Annotated in this window: 12 protein-coding genes, 2 tRNA genes and 1 pseudogene; 5 read left to right on the top strand and 10 right to left on the bottom strand. The window is 68.8% G+C overall.

Translation table 11 applies throughout. The annotated features are described in order from the left end of the window. Positions 1–11: 11 nt before the first annotated feature. The 5 genes from O1G22_RS21705 to O1G22_RS21685 all read right to left on the bottom strand — a co-directional run bounded on the left by O1G22_RS21705 (position 12) and on the right by O1G22_RS21685 (position 5002). Positions 12–1679, bottom strand: a complete 1668-nt coding sequence (locus O1G22_RS21705; protein WP_270082860.1) for a sensor histidine kinase — start codon at positions 1677–1679, stop codon at positions 12–14. Further along, the gene (locus O1G22_RS21700) at positions 1676–2416 is read right to left on the bottom strand and encodes a response regulator transcription factor (RefSeq protein WP_270082859.1); all 741 of its coding nucleotides are present in this window, start codon (positions 2414–2416) and stop codon (positions 1676–1678) included. Before O1G22_RS21700 ends, O1G22_RS21705 begins: the two co-directional genes overlap by 4 nt. A gap of 206 nt (positions 2417–2622) precedes the next feature. Further along, complete coding sequence (locus O1G22_RS21695) at positions 2623–3495, bottom strand: DUF2797 domain-containing protein (protein ID WP_270082858.1); 873 nt, start codon at positions 3493–3495, stop codon at positions 2623–2625. Positions 3496–3616: 121 nt separating this feature from the next. Continuing rightward, the gene (locus O1G22_RS21690; protein ID WP_270082857.1) at positions 3617–4588 is read right to left on the bottom strand and encodes a BRO family protein; all 972 of its coding nucleotides are present in this window, start codon (positions 4586–4588) and stop codon (positions 3617–3619) included. 66 nt (positions 4589–4654) lie between these two features. Further along, the gene (locus tag O1G22_RS21685) at positions 4655–5002 is read right to left on the bottom strand and encodes an HGxxPAAW family protein (protein ID WP_270082856.1); all 348 of its coding nucleotides are present in this window, start codon (positions 5000–5002) and stop codon (positions 4655–4657) included. A gap of 86 nt (positions 5003–5088) precedes the next feature. On the opposite strand from O1G22_RS21685, the gene O1G22_RS21680 reads away from it, so the two are divergent. The 3 genes from O1G22_RS21680 (at position 5089) to O1G22_RS21670 (ending at position 9065) form a co-directional block, all read left to right on the top strand. Further along, on the top strand, positions 5089–5580 hold the full coding sequence (locus O1G22_RS21680) for a MarR family winged helix-turn-helix transcriptional regulator (protein ID WP_270082855.1): 492 nt from the start codon (positions 5089–5091) through the stop codon (positions 5578–5580). 191 nt (positions 5581–5771) lie between these two features. Next, positions 5772–6995: a serine hydrolase domain-containing protein gene (locus O1G22_RS21675; RefSeq protein ID WP_270082854.1), complete on the top strand. Its 1224-nt coding sequence runs from the start codon at positions 5772–5774 to the stop codon at positions 6993–6995. Between the two features lie 801 nt (positions 6996–7796). Then, positions 7797–9065 (top strand): hypothetical protein, encoded by a 1269-nt coding sequence (locus O1G22_RS21670; protein WP_270082853.1) that lies wholly within the window; start codon positions 7797–7799, stop codon positions 9063–9065. Between the two features lie 79 nt (positions 9066–9144). Here the strand turns inward: O1G22_RS21670 and O1G22_RS21665 are convergent, their stop codons facing one another. Further along, on the bottom strand, positions 9145–9615 hold the full coding sequence (locus O1G22_RS21665) for an NUDIX domain-containing protein (RefSeq protein ID WP_270082852.1): 471 nt from the start codon (positions 9613–9615) through the stop codon (positions 9145–9147). Positions 9616–9617: 2 nt separating this feature from the next. Further along, a pseudogene (locus tag O1G22_RS21660) lies at positions 9618–10339 on the bottom strand (XRE family transcriptional regulator). A gap of 348 nt (positions 10340–10687) precedes the next feature. Here O1G22_RS21660 and O1G22_RS21655 point away from each other — a divergent pair. Then, positions 10688–11125, top strand: a complete 438-nt coding sequence (locus O1G22_RS21655; RefSeq protein WP_270082851.1) for a tyrosine-type recombinase/integrase — start codon at positions 10688–10690, stop codon at positions 11123–11125. Here O1G22_RS21655 and O1G22_RS21650 read toward each other — a convergent pair. The 3 genes from O1G22_RS21650 to O1G22_RS21640 form a co-directional block, all read right to left on the bottom strand. Next, the gene (locus O1G22_RS21650) at positions 11122–11538 is read right to left on the bottom strand and encodes a DUF6234 family protein (protein ID WP_270082850.1); all 417 of its coding nucleotides are present in this window, start codon (positions 11536–11538) and stop codon (positions 11122–11124) included. The two genes, O1G22_RS21655 and O1G22_RS21650, sit on opposite strands and share 4 nt — an antisense overlap. 194 nt (positions 11539–11732) lie before the next feature. Further along, positions 11733–11805, bottom strand: a tRNA-Arg gene (locus tag O1G22_RS21645). A gap of 204 nt (positions 11806–12009) precedes the next feature. Beyond that, positions 12010–12100, bottom strand: a tRNA-Ser gene (locus O1G22_RS21640). 277 nt (positions 12101–12377) lie between these two features. Between O1G22_RS21640 and O1G22_RS21635 the strand changes: the two genes are divergently transcribed. Next, positions 12378–12839 (top strand): SSI family serine proteinase inhibitor, encoded by a 462-nt coding sequence (locus O1G22_RS21635; RefSeq protein WP_270082849.1) that lies wholly within the window; start codon positions 12378–12380, stop codon positions 12837–12839. Positions 12840–13079 lie beyond the last annotated feature (240 nt).

The following is a 13079-nucleotide window of genomic DNA, read 5'->3' as shown; positions in this document are numbered from 1 at the left end:
ACCGACTCAACTCAAGCCCCCTGTTGCACCCATGTGGTGGCACTGTGCTGTGCCTGTGAGTGCGATTGCCAGTCCGTTTCGGGGGCCGGCTGGGGAGCGGCGGGGGCGAGCGCGGGCAGATGCACGGTGAACACCGTCCGCCCCGGCACGCTGTCGACGGTCACGGCACCGCCGTGCGCGGTCGCGACGGCCTGCACGATGGCGAGCCCGAGCCCGGTGGACCCGGTGGAGCGTGAGCGCGCCGAGTCGCCGCGCGCGAACCGCTCGAAGACGTGCGGCAGCAACTCGGGGGGAATTCCCTGCCCGTTGTCCTCGACGTCGACGCACATCCACGGCCCGCGCCGCTGCACGCGCGCGGTGACGGTCGTCCCCGGTGGCGTGTGCTTGCGGGCGTTGCCGAGCAGATTGACGAGCACCTGCTGGACCCGGGCCGCGTCGGCGGAGACGAGGGCAGGCTCGTCGGGCAGATCGAGGCGCCAGTTGTGGTCCATGCCGGCCGCGCGGGAGTCGCTGACGGTGTCCACGACCAGCGGGATGAGATCGGTCTGCTCGAACTGCAACGGCCGCCCGGCATCGAGCCGGGCGAGCAGGAGCAGATCCTCGACGAGGAGGGTCATCCGCCCCGCCTCGGACTCGATCCGGCCGAGGGCGTGCCGGGTGTCGGGGCCCACCTGTTCGCGTCCGCGTCTCGTGAGTTCCGCGTACCCGCGAATGGACGCGAGGGGTGTACGCAGCTCATGGCTGGCGTCGGCGACGAACTGCCGTACCCGCATCTCGCTCTGCTGGCGGGCGTGCAGCGCGCCGTGCACATGATCGAGCATGCGATTGAGCGCGGCACCGACCTGCCCGACCTCCGTGAGCGGGTCGCACTCGGACTCCGGGACCCGCTCGCTGAGGTTCACCTCGCCGGTGTGCAGCGGGAGTTCGGAGACCCGGGTGGCGGTATTGGCGACCTTGCGCAGGGGGCGGGTGGCGACGCCGACCAGCACGTACCCGGCGATACCGGCGGCCACGAGACCGGCCACGGTGACGCTGATCTCGATGAGGATCAGGGCGTTGATGTTGTCGTCGACGTCCTTGGTCGGCAGGGCGATGTAGAGAGCGTCACTGCCGTCATGACTGGTCACGTACTTGACGAGATAGTCTCCGAGTCCGGGGATCTCGACGGTGTGCGAATTGCCGTCCTTGGCCACCGAGTTCAGGACACTCTTCTGCACCGTGTTCAGGCTGTCGGCCTTCATCTGCTTGAAGAAGCCGGTGGTGTAGTTCTGCTGCTCGGAGACGGCCGCGCTCACGATCGAGCCGTTCTGCACGTACGCGGCGATGGTCTTCGCCTGCGTCGGCCCCTTGGTGAGCAGGTTGACGACCTTCTCGCTCGGCGTGGCGTCGTCCGCCGGTGAGGAGCCCGGGCCGCCCGGACCGCCCAGGTTCGCGTCGGCACCCGGAAGCTGCGGATGACCGACCGCGCGCTGGCCGATGTCCTTCACCTTGCCATCCAGCTGCTGGTACAGATGCTGGCGCAGCGCGAGCGTGGTGACCGTGCCGATCACCGCGCAGACCACGGCGATCAGCACCACCGACGCGACGACGAGCCGGGTCCGCAGGGTGCGCGGCTGTCCTGTTCGTCGCTTCTGCCGCTTCTGCTGCCGCTGCGGACTCGTTCGCCGCCGCCCGCTCATGAGACAGCGGGCTTGATCAGATAACCGGCCCCGCGCCGCGTGTGGATCATCGGCTCGCGGCCCGCGTCGATCTTCCGCCGCAGATAGGAGATGTACAGCTCGACGACATTGGCCTGCCCGCCGAAGTCGTACGACCACACGCGGTCCAGGATCTGCGCCTTGCTGAGCACGCGCCGCGGATTGCGCATGAGGAAGCGCAGCAGCTCGAACTCGGTGGCGGTGAGGTGAATGTTCTCCCCGGCCCGCGACACCTCGTGGCTGTCCTCGTCGAGGGTGAGATCCCCGACGACGAGCACGGAGTCGGACCGCCGGTCGGCGGCCCCGGAGCGCCGGATGAGCCCCCGCAGCCGGGCCACGACCTCCTCCAGGCTGAACGGCTTGGTGACGTAGTCGTCCCCGCCCGCGGTGAGCCCGGCGATACGGTCCTCGACGGCGTCCTTCGCGGTCAGGAACAGCACAGGCACGTCGGGCAGTTCCCGCCGCAGCCGGCCGAGCACGGTGAGCCCGTCCATGTCGGGCAGCATCATGTCCAGGACGACGGCGTCGGGCCGGAACTCCCGAGCGGTCTGTATCGCGCCCTGCCCGTCCCCCGCACTCCTGATCTGCCAGCCCTCGTAACGAAGGGCCATGCTCAGCAGTTCGGTGATCGACAGCTCGTCGTCCACCACAAGCACTCGGACGGGGCTCCCGTCCGGCCTCAGCAGTTCGGTGCGCCCCTGGGGCGAGGTCGTGGTCATGGTGGACACCATGTCGGGGTCCTCTGAGAAGAAGCTTTCCGCAATCTGTGATTTCCCTGAGAAACTCACAGGCGGCTCTCAGGCGGCGCCTGGGAAGGACCTACTCCCGTGCGGAAGCCGTAAAACAACCTTCGGCGACAGACCTGTTGGACGTCGAGGCCCTTGCCGAAGGGGATCTGTCCGGGATCCGTTTCTTTACGGTCGTGTCAGAACAACCCTTCCTGCTCGCTCCGGAACTCCCGTACGGGAAAGGTGAGCCGGCCGCCAGGGACGTCGGACGGCACCAGCTCCCACCCGGCCATCAACCGGGTGTCGAGCACGACGACCCCGCGCCCCTCCACCGCGAGATGAAGATCGGGCCCGGCGGCGGCAACCAGCTCCCCGCTCACCGCACCTCCGGGAGCCAGCTCGACGACCTCGCCGAACGCGACGGGCGCCCGGTCGAGCCCGAACACGGTGACGTGATCGACGACCCGGCACTCGGCCAGCTGAAGAGACTCCGGCCAGGCGGGCAGCCCCAGGGCCCTGGCATGCAACTCCCGCACCTCCACGGCCCGTTCCTCTTCTCCCGTCGGCAGCGCCGACCGCACCGCCCGCTTCTCGGCGTACGGAATCCGGTCCGGCACCTTCAGCGCGGCCCGCAACAGCTCCTCCGTGCGCCGGGCGGCCATCAGCGGACCGGTACCGAGCCAGCTGAAACAGACGGCACCCTGCTCCAGCAACCGCGCACTGCCTCGCTCGACGGCGGTGATCCCGACCTTGACCATGCCGGGCCCGAACCACGCCAGATACACCCGGTACGGCCGCGGATCGTCGGCGATCGTGTCGGCGGCCACGGAATGCGCCCGGTCCAGCCGCGCACACTCCTCGCACCGGGCACCCGTGCTTCTTCTTGATACGTCGGCCCGTACCGGACATCCATTCCCCCGCGCCCCCACACACCGGCGCACACCCCCCTCATGCACGGCGAACGCGACCCGCTTCCCCCAGGGCAGCGCACTCCTCCGCCCGCCGTCCCACACCAGCACGGGACCGTCCGACGACCAGCGCAGTCCGGTGCATTTCCATTCGTGTGCCATCACTCTTGAGGGTAGGACGTGGGTCTGACACTGGGCTGAGAGCGATTGGCGGGGTAACGTGCACGAAGGCCCGAAGCCGCAACTTGGTTTTGCGACTTCGGGCCTGTTTGCATCGTGCGCGCTACGGCAGCACGTACACCGGCATTCCTCCCTCCGCGAGCCCCCTCTGCCGCATGCAGCCCCGCTTGATCAGCATGCGCACGCAGTCATGGACCCGGTCGAGGGTGAGCCCGGTACGGTCCGCGACGTCCTCCAGCCGGCAGTGCACCGGGCCGCGCAGCAGCGCCGGGGCGAGATAGGCGGCGACGGCGTGCACGTCGTCGGTGACGACCAGGTTCTTGGCCCGCCAGGTGGCGAGGAGCTGCTGGGGGGTCATCGTCGGCGGGGTCGGCCCCGGGGTGGAAGGGCGCAGCCGGTCAGCGATGAGGTCGAGGGTGTCGGCGATACGGCCGAGGACGTCGTTGGTACGGCCGAGTTGTTCATTGGTACGGCCCAGTTGTTCATTGGTATGGCGCATCTGCTCAAGCCGCTCGACCTGCGCGACCGCCAGCGCCTCGTCCGCCTGGATGTTCCGCTCCTCCAGCCGGATGATCACGTCGGCGACCTCCTGGGGCATGAGGTAGGCGGTGCGGCCGTCGGGGGCGGGTTGCACGGGGGCGGGGTCGAGGGAGTAGGAACCGTCGCGCTGGATGGTCTCGATGACCTCGCTGACCCAGGCCTTGAAGGGGGCGCATTCGGGCTTGGTGCAGCCGTTGACGAGGGCGATCAGCCCACCGAGATTCACCATCCGCATAGACTTTTTGAGCCCGTGACCTGCAATTTTGCGCAAAGCGTCTGCTGTATAGACGCTTCGTGCAAGATCGCCGAGGGACTGCTTGCAATCTGGTGCAACATGCCACAACAAGGCTTGCCGCGTGTTTGCGTACCCCAGTTGGGCCGCTACATCCGCCGCCGGGAACCAGTGCTCCCCCTCCGGCGTGGTCAGCCTCCGCACCCGTGCCCCGGTGGCCGCGAAGACAAAGTCGTTGACGTCGATCGCGTCTTGCTTCTTCCCCGCCGACTGCTCCGGCGGAGTCTCGTTCTGCTCGTACATCGAGCATCACCTCCACTCCGGAAGCTAGAGGCGACGCCGACCAACTGCCGTGCGCAGAACGTACGTTCACTCGATAGTGGACAGAGGTATCGATTCAGCAGGAACCACCCCAGAAGCCCTCCGCCCCCGCCCCGCCAACCGACAGCTCACGCACCCCGGATGCCCCTCCCGTGCCCGTACATCCCGCACCCACATCCCCCACTCCCCCCGAGGCCGCACCCCCGGCGGCTTCCCCCAGCCGGACAGATGCAGAAACCAGGTCACGAGAACACTGACGGCAACCACACCCGACCCGCCCCCGACCACCGGCAGCGAGGCCGTGCACACCCCAAGCCCCATCACCGCTCCACCCACGGTCGCGATGCCGAAGCCGGTCCAGCCGGCGATCGTGTGACCCTCGTCGTACAGACTCATAGCCGCCTCCAGAGACGAGCCACAAACTCTCTCACGAACTAAGAAGTTACATCCCGAATATCTCACGAGCTAAGGGATTCCGAAAGATGCACGGCACGCCGCGACCGCCCGCCACCCCGGCCCAGGCGCTGTCGGCGATGGACCACCTCATCGCCGCCCACCTGATCGGACAGCAGGAGCTGGCCCGCCGGCTGGGCCTGAACGTCACCGACCTGACCTGCTTCGCCTTCGTCCTGGAGGCCGGCGCCGACCTGCTGACCGCCGGCGACCTGGCCGCCCGGGCGCACGTCACCACCGGGGCCGTGACCGGCATCCTCAACCGCCTCGAACGCGCCGGTTACGTCACCCGCCGCCCCGACCCCGCCGACCGCCGCCGGGTCCGCGTGGCCGCCGTACCAGAGGCCGTCACGCGCGTCGAGGCGGTGTACGCGGGCCACTACAAACGGCTGACAGACCTGTTCTCCGACTACTCCCCCGAGGAACTGGCGGTCGTCACCGACTGGTTCACCAGGGCCACGGACCTGGCGCACGAGTACTTGGAGAAGCTGAACCGGAACGACCCGGAAGAGGAGTGCTGACCTCTGCCCGGTGCGCCGAAAGGCTGACGGCGGATCTACCGAAGGCATCCCAGGGGACGTGACCCAGGGCGCGCTCGGGGTGAGCTCGGGGTCGGATCAGGGTTGGTCCCGATGCCCGGGCGGTCGGTGGCCGAGCAGGATCGACGTGTGGACACAGACCGACCGGCACAACGAATCTCACGGAGTCTCATATGAAGCCGCTGGCTCGCCGCGCCGTCACCCTCGGCCTCGTAGGTTCTGCTCTCATCGGCATCGGCCTCGGCGCCGGTCCGGGCGCGCAGGCCCTCGCCGCGAGTGATGCTCGCCCCGGCGCCACACGCGCCTTCCCGTCACTGGACCCGCCCGCGCTCCAGGCCGCCATCGAGACCCGGCCGGCCGACAACACCTCCGGCGCGATCGCCCGGGTCGGCGAACCGGGCCAGTTGTGGCAGGGGTCGACGGTCGACAGCCAGACCGGGCGGAAGATCCCGGCGAACGCGCACTTCCACATCGGCAGCATCTCGAAAGTCTTCGAGACCACCGTCGTGCTGCAACTCGCCGCCGAGCGCCGCATCGACCTCGACCGGACCGTCCAGGAGTACATGCCCGGTCTGCTCCCGGACACCTTCCAGCCGATCACCGTCCGCGAGCTCATCAACTACACCAGCGGGCTTCCGGACGTGGACGAGGGCAAACCCGCACCGAGCACCGACGCGACGATCGCCAACCGCTACGAGTACCGCACCTTCGACGACATCATCAGCACCACCCTGCGCCCCGCCGACCGCCCCTGGCCCGGCCCGCACTTCGCGCCCGGAACGGAGCAGGAGTACAACTCCCTCGGTTTCCGGATCGCGGGCAGACTCATCGAACAGATCACCGGCCACTCGTTCAAGCAGGAGGTCACGGAACGCATCCTGAAGCCGCTGCGACTACGGCAGACCTCGGTGCCCGAGGACGATCCCGTGATGCCCCGGCCCTACCTCCACGGATACATGACCGACAGCCACGGCAGGGCGGTCGACGTCAGCGAGCAGGGCGGTGACCCGTCCAACATGATCTCCACCCCGGCCGACCTGGACCGCTTCATCACCGCTCTGTTCCAGGGCCGCCTGCTGCCCGCCGCGCAGCTCGACGAGATGTTCACCCTGCCGAAGGACAAGGACGGCAAGCTCGTCCCGTTCATCGGCACCAGCTGCCACAAGGTGGCCTGCTTCGGCGCCGCCCTGATGTCCACCCCGCTGCCCGACGGGGGCGTGCTCTGGGGCAAGACCGGCCACGACTTCGGCTACGCCAACGGCATGTTCGCGACCCGCGACCTGTCCCTGCGCGGCATCTACTCGGTCTCCAACCTGAGCCTCGACTTCGGCACCCCGACCCCACTGGCCAACCGCCTGCTGACCGCAGCCGTGGCACCCACCGCCGGGCAGCCCTGACATGCCAGAGGCCCCGGATCTCACCGGGGCCTCTGATCTATGTGCACTCGGCAGGATTCGAACCTGCAACCTTCTGATCCGCAGGATCGGGCAGGCGGTTGGGCGGGGGCTCCGCGTTCCCCCCGGGTAACCACTGATGATCGTGATCGACGGTCCCTGTGTGCCGTCGTTGCCGTCAGCGCTGAACGGCGGCACCGACTAGCGCCGACTCACAGAGTGCACAGGACTTCAGGCCCAGCCCGGCTGAGAGTTACAACTTTCTCTACTGGTTCAACGCGGCTCGCTCCGCTCACCGCGCGCGGCCCGGCCCCGGCCGGGCCTGCAGGTCCACAGGCTGTCCGACGCGCCGGAAGCTTACGGGGCCGTGATCACTCACCCCAAAGCAGCTCCCGACCAAAGCCGTTCCGCCGACCTTGGCGGCAATGCGCAGGTGGCGTCATACGCGCTTAACTCCTGAGTGCCACTCGTCGCAAGCCGGGTCGGGCAAAACGTGTCATATCGCAATAAGTGTCCCGTCAGTGCATAAGCTGACGCGCGGTCACACTGAATGACAGCGGCTTGCTTTCGGCGCCATCGGAGCGGCTGAGGCAAGCCGTCCTTATGCGTGAGGCGGAGGTGCCGGTGGTCAGGCGCGAGAGAAAACAGAGTGAGGCACATCGCGGTCCGGGGCCCGAGAAGAGCGGGCTTCGGCCATGGTCATGGGCGTGGGTGCGGGGCTGTACGGCGGGGGTGGCCGTGCTGGCGGTCGCCCTGGCCCCGGCCGTGGCTGCCGCTTCAACGGGGATGCGGGCGGCGGCTCCGGTGACGCAGACGTTCACCTTCACCGGCGCGCCGCAGACCGTCATGGTCCCTGCGGGGGCGACGGTGACGATCACTGCGGACGGCGCCGGCGGCGGCGACAACACCGGCACCGCTTGTTCCACCGGGACCGGTGGTACGGGGGCGCGGGTCGTCACCACGCTGCCGCCCACCGCCGTCGCAACCACCTACACCGTCAACGTCGGCGGCACTGGCGGCCATGGCTGCAACCCCCGCACCGTCGGTGGGGGCGCCGGGGGGTTCAACGGTGGCAACAACGGCGGGAACGGCGCCTTCGGTTCAGGGGGCGGTCCTGGCGGGGGCGGGGCGTCCAGCGTCAGTGACGGCAGCGCGCTGCTGGTCGTCGCGGGCGGCGGTGGCGCCGCGGGCGGCACCGGGACCGCCTTGTTCGGCGGTCCCACCGTTGTCGGCGGCAACGGGGGCAACGGTGGGACGAACGACGCCACCGACGGCACAATGGGGACTGGTGCCAATCCAGGCCTAGGTGGCGGAGGCGGTAGTACCACGACCAGCACCGTCGGAGCCGGCGGAGGATTCGGTGCAGGCTGCTTCTCCAGTCCCGGCGGCAATGGGGGCTCCTTCTCGGGTACCGCGGTCGGCGTCGGGGGCGGCGGGGGTGGCGCCGGCTGTGGTGACTCCGGGGGCGGCGGAGGCGGCGGAGGCGGCTACTTCGCCGGGGGCGGGGGCGGGGGCGCTGGGACGGCCTCCGGTGGCGGCGCCGGTGGCGGGGGCAGCAGCTTCGCCACCCCATCGGGCACCGGGACGGCCTATTCGCTCTCGCCGATCGGGACCGCGAACCACAACGGTCAGGTGACCTTCTCCTACACCACGCCGCCCATCTTGACCATCGCCAAGACCCACACCGGGAACTTCTCCCCAGGCCGGCCGGGCACCTACACCATCACCGTCGGCAACAGCGGAACCACCGCAACCGACGGCAGCACAGTCACCGTCCACGACAGCCTCCCGTCACAACTCGCCGCCGCCGGCATCACCGGCTCCGGCTGGCGCTGCACGCTGTCCACCCTCACCTGCACCCGCAGCGACGTCCTCGCCGCCGGGAGCAGCTACCCGCCCATCACCCTGAGGGTCCGCGTCCCCCGCAACACCCCCGCACAGACCGTCACGAACACCGCCACCGTCAGCGGAGGCGGCGACGGCACCGCTACCGCCAACGACCTCACTGTCATCGACCCGGGTCCGTGCCACCACGAGCCGGGCCACCACGAGACCCAAGGCAAGAAGAAGTAACCACACTCAGGAAGCCCCCTACCTGCGGTACCACTGCAAGGAGGGGGCTTTTCAGCGGGCCGGGCCCGGCTCTGGGAGGTCAGCCGAGATAAGGCCGATCACGGTGCTCCAGGAAGTGACGGATCCGGAGCCGCTGCGTGTGGTGCATCGGCAGTTGATCGATTTCCTCCAGCTGGACGAACCGCAGTTCCGTGGACTCTTCCGAGATCGCGAGTCGGCCGCCGACCACCCGGGCGGTGAAGCAGACGTTGAACTGTCTGCGCACCTCACCGTCCGAGTAGGCGATGATGTGGCGCGGGTCGGTGTACGTGCCCACGAGCCCGGTGATCTCTACGTCCAGACCCGTTTCCTCCTTCACCTCTCGGACGGCCGTTCCCGGAAGTGAGTCGGTCATCTCCATGCCGCCGCCGGGGAGCGCCCAAAGATCGTTGTCCCGTCGGCGCTGAAGGAGCACGCGGCCTTCGTCGTCGGTAATTACGGCGGACGCGGCGACCACCAAGCTGGTCGGCTCCGGTGCCGCCGGGTCGTCGTAGTACTCGGTCCGTGCCATGGTCACCCTGCTTCGCTTACCGGTGTCGCGGTCTCCCACACCGCGTCGAAGCTGCTGGCGTAGGTGTCGACCGTGCCGCCCGCTCCGCTGCGCCGAAGATGCCAGACGGGCGCACAGTAGGCGTTCACGCCCCAGACACGGGCATTGACCAGTGCCTGGTCGTCCGCACGATAGATCGAGTTGTAGAGCGTGGTGACATGGGTCCATACCTCGATGCCAGGTACCCCGGCAAGAGGGCGATAGTGCATGAGGGCGAGTCGGCCACGGGACTCGATCCCGTGGCCGAACCTCTCTTCGCTGCCGCGCTGTTGGACATTCGCGCTGTCCGGGTCGCCGACCGCGATACGGACCGCACACCCGTCGGCAGCTCGCTCTTGCAACAGCTCGTTGAGCCGCGGGTACGCCTCATGCAGGAAGACGGCGGCGTGGACCAGCACGTCGACGTGCTCGCGAGTCTGGATCAGCAGGTCCACGAACGTGGAGACGGGGAGTTCGCCCGCTGGTCGTAGAGCGCCACCAGTTCCGGGCTGACAGCACGGGCCGGGCGAGCTTGCCTGAGCGATGGCCATAGAGCATGCACGTCTTCTCCTAGTGTTTCCACAGCCGGCATTGCCGTGGCACGACGCGGCGTACGTCCCGAATTCACCTATCGCTCGACGGACTTGGGATCGACTTCGCCCTGTCCGCGAGGGCGGCGCCACGGATCTTGTCGGGATCCGACCATCGGCCGTACAGGACTGTTCGGCGTCGTGCGCTTGGTCGTGCCGGTGCTGGCCGCCATGTGGACTGGAGCAGAGGCCGGTTGAGTGACGCGGTCGTGCTTGGTGGGTGTCGGCCTGGTCCTGGTGCTCGGAGCGGTCGGGTTGCTTCCTGGTCTAGCCGTCCGCCTTGGCCGTGCTGCGCGCTGAGACGGTGGGGGCCGCCGGAGCGGTGGCGGAGACATGGAGCGGCGGCGGCCCTTGGCCGCCGGCGCGCGCGACGCAGGCTGGCCGCCTTGATCCAGTAAAGAAACTCTGAAAAGCGGCGGCGAGCTGCTGATCGTCGCGCCGAAGACGCAGCGCACGGCCCGCCCGTGGCCCTGCCGGCCGAGTGGGTGACCGCGCTCCGTGCGCAGCGCGCCCAGCAGGTAGCCGACCGGAAGGCCGCCGGTACCAATGGGAGGGGAACCGGTCAGGGCCTCGTCTTCACCACGAAGAACGGGACCCCCATAGAGCCGCGCAATCCGAACCGGTCCTCCGAGGCCCTGTGTGGCCGCGCCGCAGTCCGTAAGGTCCGCTTCCACCACCTGCGCCACACCTGCGCGTCCCTGCTCCATGAACGGGGCGCCGACGCCCGCATGATCATGGAAGTCCCGGGCCACAGCTCGATCCGCGTGACCATGGACATCTACACCTTCGTACGGCTCGATTCCCAGCGCTCCGCCTTCGACCGCGTCGGGGATCCCCTGCGAGCTGACGGCAACGGGCCGGATGGTGACAACGGCATGAGCGGTGTCCTCGTGGCCGTCTAGTGGCTGCCCTTGCAGTCCGCGGCTGACGGTATGTCACGGCATAACCGATCCTGGTGGGACTGCGCCGCAGCCCCACCGAAGACGATGACGCAGATCAGAGCGGCCATGATGGCCTGGATGACAACCGTTACGGCGGCCCCGGCCCGCGCCGCGATCGCGGCCGCCACGATGGCGAGGACCCCAACCCCGCCAGCGGCGGCCAGGTAGTTCCACAACGAGTCCGTCGTGACGGTCTTGCCCGGGTCGAGGTTGAACCCGGACAGGAACCAGAGTCCAAAGATCACCGCCAAGGCGATCAGCTCCAGGAACACCAGACCGCACCCGGCTCCGATGTCGGCGCCCCGGTGGGCATGACGGTGCTGTCCCGGACCGGTGGTCGCGTCGAAGGCCGGCGGGGCGACGGGTAAGTTCATACGCGCCACCTTGCTCATGCGGGCGAGGCGGGCGCATGAGTAGGAGTACTCAGCTCCGCCCGGGTGAGTCCCATGATCCACCTGACCCCCTGATCGGCCCCGCGCCCGCCCCCTGAGGCGGTTGCCGTCAAACACTGCCGTCAAAGCAAAAGCCAGAGGCCCCGTGGATCACTCCACAGGGCCTCTGATCTATGTGCACTCGGCAGGATTCGAACCTGCAACCTTCTGATCCGTAGTCAGATGCTCTATCCGTTAAGCTACGAGTGCTTGTTCTTTTGTTCTTGTCTCCGCTTCGGTTCCTTTCGGCCCCGTCCCGGCGACAGGAAGAACATTACATGACTGCCGCCGTCATGTGAAATCCGATTCCCGCACCCCGCCTGACCTGCGGAAACGCTCGCAGGGGCCGGAGGGGCCACACGGGGCGGAAACACCGAAGCCCCGGTCCTGGGGACCGGGGCTTCGGGATCGGTGCGGAGGCGGAGGGATTTGAACCCTCGATGGGCTTTAAGGCCCAAACCGCATTAGCAGTGCGGCGCCATAGACCGGACTAGGCGACGCCTCCAGCACAACCGCTCACGCGAGCGCGCGAGTGGTGCGTGCAGATGATGACACAGCCGAGTGCCCTGTCACCAATCGGCCTCTACGGTACTAGGCACCAGGGCCGCAGGGCAAAGGGCTTCCGCTCGGCGAGGCGCCCAGCGGGGCCGGGTAGGTCCCGGCGGGTACGGGTGGGTCCCGGCGGGTACGGGTGGGTCCCGGCGGGTACGGGCGGGTCCCGGCGGGTACGGGCCGATACGGGCGGGGCGCAACGTCCGGCGGGTGGGGGCGTTGGTCAGGGCATGGTCTTTCTCTCTCGGCCGGGGCCGGTGGGCGCCGCCGCCTCCGTCCTGGTCTCCCTCGCCGCCGTACCCGCCGTCGCGGCGCCCGCCATGCCCCCGCCCGCACGGCCCGAGGACCGGGCCGGTGATCACCTCACCGTCGTCGTGGAGCACGCCGGGCCCGGGAAGGACGGGACGTACGAGCTGTTCTGTCATCCGGCCGGCGGCAGTCATCCGGATCCGGCCGGGGCCTGCCGGGCGGTGGACGGGCAGACGCAGTGGGGGCGGGATCTCTTCGCTCCGGTGGCGCCCGGGTCCGACTGCACGATGATCTACGGCGGGCCGGCCACCGCCCATGTCACCGGTACCTGGGCCGGGCGGCCCGTCGACGCCGGCTACGACCGCAGCAACGGGTGCGAGATCGGGCGGTGGGACCGGATGGTGCCGTTGCTGCCGAGCTTGGCTGAATCGCCTCGCCCGTAAAGGTCCCGCGAAAGTCTTGCGGAGCCGAAGCCGGAGCCGAAGCGAGACCGAGCCGGAGCCGAAGCGGGACCGAGCCGGGGCCGGGGCCCTTGGGCAGTGGTCGGTCACGAGTTCGGTGTCACTTCCTCGTGGGACCTCCCTCTCATCCGGCGCCGCAAGCGCAACGCGTGCCTTTAGACTCCCTCGCGTGACACGTCGCGGGCCGGTTGGCAAGATGGCCCGAGCGGTCGGCAAGGTGCG

The sequence above is a fragment of the Streptomyces camelliae genome, from assembly GCF_027625935.1.
GTDB classification, from domain to species: Bacteria; Actinomycetota; Actinomycetes; order Streptomycetales; family Streptomycetaceae; genus Streptomyces; species Streptomyces camelliae.
Note: the sequence above shows the minus strand (reverse complement) of the source record. Positions and strands in the feature narration are given on the sequence as shown.